This window comes from Thioclava sp. JM3, assembly GCF_002213185.1.
In the GTDB taxonomy this organism is placed as follows: domain Bacteria; phylum Pseudomonadota; class Alphaproteobacteria; order Rhodobacterales; family Rhodobacteraceae; genus Thioclava; species Thioclava nitratireducens.
Map to the genome: position 1 here is coordinate 702,415 of NZ_NBOB01000001.1, position 6,770 is coordinate 709,184.

Annotated in this window: 5 protein-coding genes; 4 read left to right on the forward strand and 1 reads right to left on the reverse strand. The window is 67.4% G+C overall.

Annotated features, from left to right (window positions below; translation table 11 throughout):
• Window positions 1–4: 4 nt before the first annotated feature.
• Both B6V73_RS03305 and B6V73_RS03310 read left to right on the forward strand, forming a co-directional pair.
• Complete coding sequence (locus B6V73_RS03305; protein WP_088724487.1) at window positions 5–1,204, forward strand: NnrS family protein; 1,200 nt, start codon at window positions 5–7, stop codon at window positions 1,202–1,204.
• Window positions 1,201–1,863, forward strand: coding sequence for an NnrU family protein (locus B6V73_RS03310; protein ID WP_088724488.1), 663 nt, complete (start codon window positions 1,201–1,203; stop codon window positions 1,861–1,863). Before B6V73_RS03305 ends, B6V73_RS03310 begins: the two co-directional genes overlap by 4 nt.
• An 8-nt stretch (window positions 1,864–1,871) precedes the next feature.
• Here the strand turns inward: B6V73_RS03310 and B6V73_RS03315 are convergent, their stop codons facing one another.
• On the reverse strand, window positions 1,872–4,085 hold the full coding sequence (locus tag B6V73_RS03315) for a heavy metal translocating P-type ATPase (protein ID WP_240504087.1): 2,214 nt from the start codon (window positions 4,083–4,085) through the stop codon (window positions 1,872–1,874).
• A gap of 109 nt (window positions 4,086–4,194) precedes the next feature.
• Between B6V73_RS03315 and B6V73_RS03320 the strand changes: the two genes are divergently transcribed.
• Window positions 4,195–4,623, forward strand: a complete 429-nt coding sequence (locus B6V73_RS03320; protein ID WP_088724489.1) for a helix-turn-helix domain-containing protein — start codon at window positions 4,195–4,197, stop codon at window positions 4,621–4,623.
• A 331-nt stretch (window positions 4,624–4,954) separates the two neighbouring features.
• Window positions 4,955–6,406, forward strand: coding sequence for an MFS transporter (locus tag B6V73_RS03325; protein WP_075777006.1), 1,452 nt, complete (start codon window positions 4,955–4,957; stop codon window positions 6,404–6,406).
• The last annotated feature ends 364 nt before the right edge of the window (window positions 6,407–6,770 follow it).

Here is a 6,770-nt window from a genome sequence, read left to right on the forward strand (position 1 = left end):
GATCATGGCCATGTCTTCCGCAGAGCAGATGCGCCGCTGGCAGGGCCCGGCGCTGCTGTCGGGCGGTTTTCGCCCGTTCTTCTTCTTCGGCGCCGTCTGGGCCGCTCTGGCGATGGCGCTCTGGGTGCCGGCACTCACCGGGCTGATCGTGTTGCCGACACGGCTCGACCCGGTCAGCTGGCACGCCCATGCCTTCCTCTTCGGCTATCTCGGCGCGGCGATCGCGGGCTTTCTGCTGACGGCGGTGCCGAACTGGACCGGACGACTGCCTGTCGTGGGCTGGCCGCTGCTTGGCCTCGTCACGCTCTGGGCGCTCGGGCGGCTGGGGTTGCTGGCCTCGGCGCATCTGCCTTTCGCGCTGGTCGCGTGCATCGATCTCGCCTTTCCGCTGGCGCTTGGTGGCGTCGTGCTGCGTGAGATCCTGGCAGGGAAGAACTGGCGCAACCTTCCTGTGTTGGGGCTGCTCGGCGTTTTCACCCTCGCCGACCTTCTGTTCCTGATCGAAGCCGCGCGTGGCGGTTATGCCGCCGACGGCATCGGGATGCGGCTGGGTCTTGCCGCGGTGCTGATGATGGTCGCGCTGATCGGGGGGCGGATCATCCCCTCCTTCACGCGCAACTGGCTGGTCAAGGAGAACCACCCGGCGCGACCCGCCCCGCCGATGCAACGCTTCGACAAGCTCGCGATGCTGGTCGCTGGCGCGGCACTGCTCGCGTGGGTCATTTCGCCAGAGACGCGGCTGACCGCCGCGCTGCTGCTCGCGACCGCCGTGCTGCATCTCGCGCGGCTGTGGCGCTGGAAAGGCGGGCTGACGCTGCGCGCGCCGATCCTTTTCGTTCTCCATCTGGCCTATGCCTGCCTGCCGCTCGGCGCGCTGGCGCTTGGGTTCGCGATCCTGTTTCCCGCCGCCCTCGCCCCCGCGACCGCGATGCACCTGTGGACGGCGGGCGCGCTTGGCGGGATGACGCTGGCGGTGATGAGCCGTGCCTCGCTCGGCCATACCGGTCGCCCGCTGGAGGCCGGGGTCGGCACCGTCGCGGTCTATGCCGCCCTCTTCGTCGCGATGATCGCGCGGCTCCTCGCGGGCTGGCTCGCCCTGAGCGCGCTTTATTCGGTCTCCGGCGTGGCGTGGTGCAGTGCTTTCCTCGGCTTCGCGATCCTCTATGCTCCGGTGCTGTGGCAACCCAGACGGAGGGCGCAATGATGTGGCTGGCTTATGGCGGAGTGTTCGCGGCGTTCCTCGCGACCCATTCGATCCCGACACGCCCGACGGTGAGGGCGCGGCTGGTGGCGGCCTTCGGACACGCAGGCTTCGGGCTGGGCTATTCGCTGCTGTCGACGGCAATGCTGCTGATCCTGATCCGCGCCGCCGCATGGCCGGACCCGATTTACCTTTGGCCCACCACCCTTTGGGCGATGGAGGCAACAAAGATCGGGATGGCGCTGGTCTGCATGTGGTTCGCCGTCGCGCTTGGCCATGCCAACCCGTTCTCCTTCGGCGGCAGACGCCGCAAAAGCTTCGACCCCGAGCGTCCCGGCCTCGTGCGGCTCACGCGCCACCCGATGCTGCTGGGCCTCGCGAGCTGGGCCGGGCTGCACCTGCTGCCGAACGGCGATCTGGCGCATGTCCTGCTGTTCGGGGCGCTCGGCGGCTTCGCCCTGCTCGGAATGCGCCTGATAGACCGCAAGCGCCGCCGGGAGATGGGTCCGGAGGTCTGGGCGGAGACGCTGCGCCGGACGAAAGCGGCGCCCCCCTTCGCGGGGCTTACGCTGGCCGATCTCGGGCGTGCAGCGCTTGGCTTCGTGGCCTATATGGCGCTGCTGCACCTGCATGAATATTTCGCAGGCGTCGCCTTGGTTTAAGCCCAGCGTCAGATGCCATTCGCCTCCGCCTTGAACCGCAGCAGGCGCAGCGCGTTCATCGTGACCAGCACGGTCGCCCCGGTATCGGCCATCACCGCGATCCAGAGACCGGTGAGACCGAGGAGCGTCGTCACCAGAAACACCCCCTTCAGCCCGAGCGCGATGGCGACGTTCTGACGGATGTTGGCCATCGTCGCGCGCGCCAGCCGGATCTGCTCGACGACATCGGTGACCCGGTCGCGCAGCAGCGCTCCGTCCGCGGTCTCGAGGGCGACATGGGTGCCCGATCCCATCGCGATGCCGATATGGGCGGTGGCGAGCGCCGGGGCGTCGTTGATGCCGTCGCCCACCATCATCACATGCGCATCCCGCGCCAGATCGCGCACTGCCGTCACCTTGTCCTCGGGCAGCAGCCCGGCACGGGCTTCGATGCCCAACCCGTCGGCAATCGCGCGGGCCGTCACCGGATTGTCGCCCGTCAGCATGACCGAGGAGACCCCCATGCGCTTGAGGGTGGAGACCGCCTCGGCCGCATCGGCGCGCGGCTCATCGCGCAGCGCGATGAGGCCCAGAAGGCGCTCGGGCGTGAAGACGGCGACGACGGTCTTGCCCGCGCTTTCCAGCCGGTGGACGGTGGCGCTGTCGGAGGCGCTGAGCACGCCTGTTTCGGTCGCCAGCCGCGGCGCCCCGACATTCCAGACCGCGCCGTCGATCTCGGCGCGCGCACCACGGCCCGGGATCGCCGTGGCTGCAGTGGCCTGCGGCACCGCGATCCCGCGCGCCTCTGCCCGGGCGAGAACCGCCTGTGCGAGCGGGTGACTGCTGCCGGTCTCGACCGCCGCGGCGGTGGCGAGAAGTTCAGCCTCGGTCCCGTCGAGCGGCAGAAGATCGGTGATCTGCGGCCGGCCCTCGGTCAGCGTACCGGTCTTGTCAAAGGCGACGAGGCTGGTTTTGGCCGCCGTCTCCATTACCGCGCCGCCCTTCATCAACAGCCCGCGGCGCGCCCCGGTCGAGAGCCCGGCGGCGACCGCGGCGGGAACCGAGATCACCAGCGCGCAGGGGCACCCGATCAGCAAGAGCGCGAGGCCTCGATAAATCCATGTCTCCCAGGGCGCGCCGAAGGCCAGCGGCGGCACGATCGCGGCCAAAAGCGCCACGCCCACCACCGCGGGCATGTAGACGCGGCTGAACCGGTCGATGAACCGCTCCACCGGGGCGCGCGCGCTCTCGGCCTCCTCGACGAGGTGCAGGATGCGCGAGATGGTGTTGTCCTCGGCGGCTTTCTCGACACGGATGCGCAGCTCGCCTTCGGTGTTGATCGCGCCCGCGAAGACAGCATCGCCGGGCTCTTTCAGGACCGGCACGCTCTCGCCGGTCACGGGGCTTTCATCGACGCCCGAATTGCCGGAGACGATTGTGCCATCCGCCGGGATGCGATCGCCCGGACGGGCCTGCACGATCTGTCCGATGGCGAGGCTGTCGGCCGGAACTTCGCGGATGCGCTCACCCGTGACCAGCCGCGCGGTCTTCGGCACAAGATCGGCCAGCGCCCGGATCGAGCCGCGGGCGCGCGACGCCGCAAGCCCCTCGAGCATCTCGCCCACCGCGAACAGGAAGACGACGAGCGCGGCTTCCTCCGCCGCACCGACGAAGAGCGCGCCGATCGCGGCGATGCTCATCAGCATTTCGATGGTGAAGGGCATCCGCGCCCGCGCCATCAGGGCGGCGCGCCGCGCCACGGGGGCTACGGCTATCACGGTGACGAGCACGAAAACCCAATGCGCGATCGGGCCGCCGACCAGCAGCTCCACCACCCAAGCCGCGGCCAGCAGAAGCCCGGTCGCGATCAGGTAGCGCCCCTTCGGGGTCGCATACCACGCGGGATCGGCGGGCGGCGTTGGCGCGCTCTCGACCGCAGGTGTCTCATCCGTCTCGCCCGCCGCCGGAAGGGCGCCCTCGGGAAGAACGAAGCCGCCCTTGGGCTTTTCCGGCGCAGCCCCCTTGGCCGAGACGCCGTAGCCGAGGCGGCGGATCGCCTTCTCCACGCTTTCGCGCGAGGTGGTCGCCGTATCGAGCCGCAGCCGCAGACGCTCGTTCATCAGCGTCACCTCGACCCCGTCGACACCGGGCAGAGCCTCGACCGCGCCGCGCACCTTCGCCGCGCAGGCGCCGCAATCCATGCCCGTCACGCGCCATTCCTGAAGGTCTGCTGTCTCGGTCATCTGCTGTCCTCTCGCGTGGTTTTCTCGACAGAGGGGAAGATAGGAGCTACAGCAACTATAGGTTCAAGGGGGAAATCCGCACTCACGCAACCGTGAAGGGAGGTGCAGCATGCATACGATCGGAACATTGGCCCGCCGCACCGGAACCAAAGTGCAGACGATCCGCTATTACGAGCAGATCGGCCTGATGCCCGAGCCCGGGCGGACCGAGGGCGGCCAGCGGCGCTACGGCGATTCCGATCTCGACCGGCTCGCCTTCATCCGGCACTCGCGCCAGCTGGGCTTCCCGCTCGAAGCGATCCGCGAATTGCTGGACCTGTCGGACCACCCTGCGCGCGATTGCGGGGCCGCAGATTCGATCGCGCGGCGGCAATTGCGCGAGGTCGAGACCCGGATCGCGCGGCTCGAGGCGCTCAAGCGCGAACTGGAACGGATGATCGGCGAATGTCGGGGCGGGCCGACCTCGGAGTGCCGGGTGCTCGAGGTGCTGCGCGACCATTCGGAATGCCTCGCCGACGACCACGACACGATCGGCTGACGCCGCGGCGCCGCGGTTCGATCTATGGGCCTTCGGGAAGAGGCTGGCCCGGAAAGCCCGAACGCTGCGCGCGTGGCGACCCGCCGCGACGAGACGAAAAAAGCTTGAGCCCGACGAGCGCGGCGTGATCGCTCGCTCAGCCCCGCGACGGTTTGTCAACGATTTCAATCGCATCACAATGCGCGCCCCCGAGGAGAGAGGCGCCCTGCAGCCTCTCATATCCGCAGCGGAGCCCCGGCTTGCGCCACCGGTCGCGTACGCTCGCAGGAACATTCTGGATCAGATCTTGTTGTTTTGAAGCTGATTTGATCGATAGGAATAGGAGGCAGACATGGCTGGCGAGAGCGGCAAAACGGTTCAAACTGACATTCCCGCCCGCATGGACCGCTTGCCGTGGTCTCGATTTCACCTGACGATCATCGTCGCGCTCGGCGTCACGTGGATTCTCGACGGCCTCGAAGTCACGCTGAAAGGGGCCGTCTCCAGCGTTCTTCAGGAACCCGAAAGCCTTGGCTTCACGAGTTCGCAGATCGGGATGATCGCGTCGTTCTACATCACAGGGGCGGTTCTCGGCGCGCTCCTGTTCGGCTATCTCACCGACCGCTTCGGGCGCAGGATGTTCTTCTTCATCACGCTCGCCGTCTATCTCGTCGGCGCGCTGCTGACCGCCTTTTCGTGGAACCTGTGGAGCTTCGTCGCCTTCCGGTTCATCACCGGGCTCGGCATCGGCGGCGAATATGCCGCGATCAACTCCACGATCGACGAGATGATCCCGGCGAGGGTGCGCGGCCAGGTCGCGCTCGGCGTGAACGGCTCCTACTGGCTCGGCGCGGCCCTCGGCGCGCTGTCGACGATCGTGCTGCTCAACCCGGACTACCTCCCGATCGATATCGGCTGGCGTCTGGGCTTCGGTATCGGCGCGGTTCTCGGCGGCATCATCCTCTACATGCGCCGCCATCTGCCGGAGAGCCCGCGCTGGCTCGCCACGCATGACCGGTTGGACGAGGCCGAGGAGGTCGTGAGCGACATCGAGAAGCGCACGAGCGAGCAAACCGGCGAGGAGCTTTCGGAGGTTCCGGACGACGACAAGATCAAGATCCGGCCGCAGAAATCCTTCTCTCTGATGAAGATCGTCAAGGCGATGTTCTCGACGCACCGCAAACGGGCGCTGCTCGGCCTCATCCTGATGAGCTCACAGGCATTTCTCTACAACGCGATCTTCTTCACCTATGCGCTGGTTCTGTCGAACTTCTTCGACGTGCCCTCGAAGAACACCGGGCTTTACCTCGTGCCCTTCGCCATCGGCAACTTCCTCGGCGTGATCGTTCTGGGGCGGCTGTTCGACAAGATCGGACGCCGCGTGATGATCTCGCTCAGCTACGGCCTGTCTGCCGCACTCCTGATGGCCACCGGCTACATGTTCGCGCAGGGCTACCTTACGGCGATCACGCTCACGGCGCTCTGGTCGGTGATCTTCTTCTTCGCCTCTGCGGCCGCGAGTTCCGCCTATCTCACCGTGAGCGAGGTCTTCCCGCTCGAGACCCGGGCGCTCGCCATCGCGATCTTCTACTCGATCGGCACCGCCGCGGGCGGCATAGTCTCGCCCTGGGTCTTCGGCGCGCTGATCGACACGGGCTCCGCCTGGAACGTGTTCTATGGCTACCTCTTCGCCGGTGCCCTGATGACGGTCGCGGCCGTCACCGAGGCGGTCATCGGGATCGATGCCGAGCAGGAGTCGCTGGAGAACGTGGCCGATCCGCTGTCCGCCGAGGGCGCGGAATAGGGGCAGGCCTCTGACGGTGGAGGTATTCCAGTCCTGAGATAATGCGTGCTGCGAGGCTCCTTAGATGGGGCCTCGCTTCGCTTTGTTACCGCCCTCCCCTTTGCGGGTTGGAGGCGGCGCATTGTCCGGTCCCCGATAGCAGCGCTCCGACCATTGGCGCAAACCCTTCGTTGCCGCCGTGGCGCACCGCAATCGTCATCTTTTGGCCGTCCGCGTAAGCGTGCCGCTGACATCAATCTATTCCACCGCTGATGCGATGGACCGCACTTGCCCCCGGGTCGAGCGCAACATGAGAAAGCCCCCCGCCGCGTGCGACGAGGGGCTCCGGGGAGGATTTAGGTGTCAGGGTCGATCAGGCGTTGCT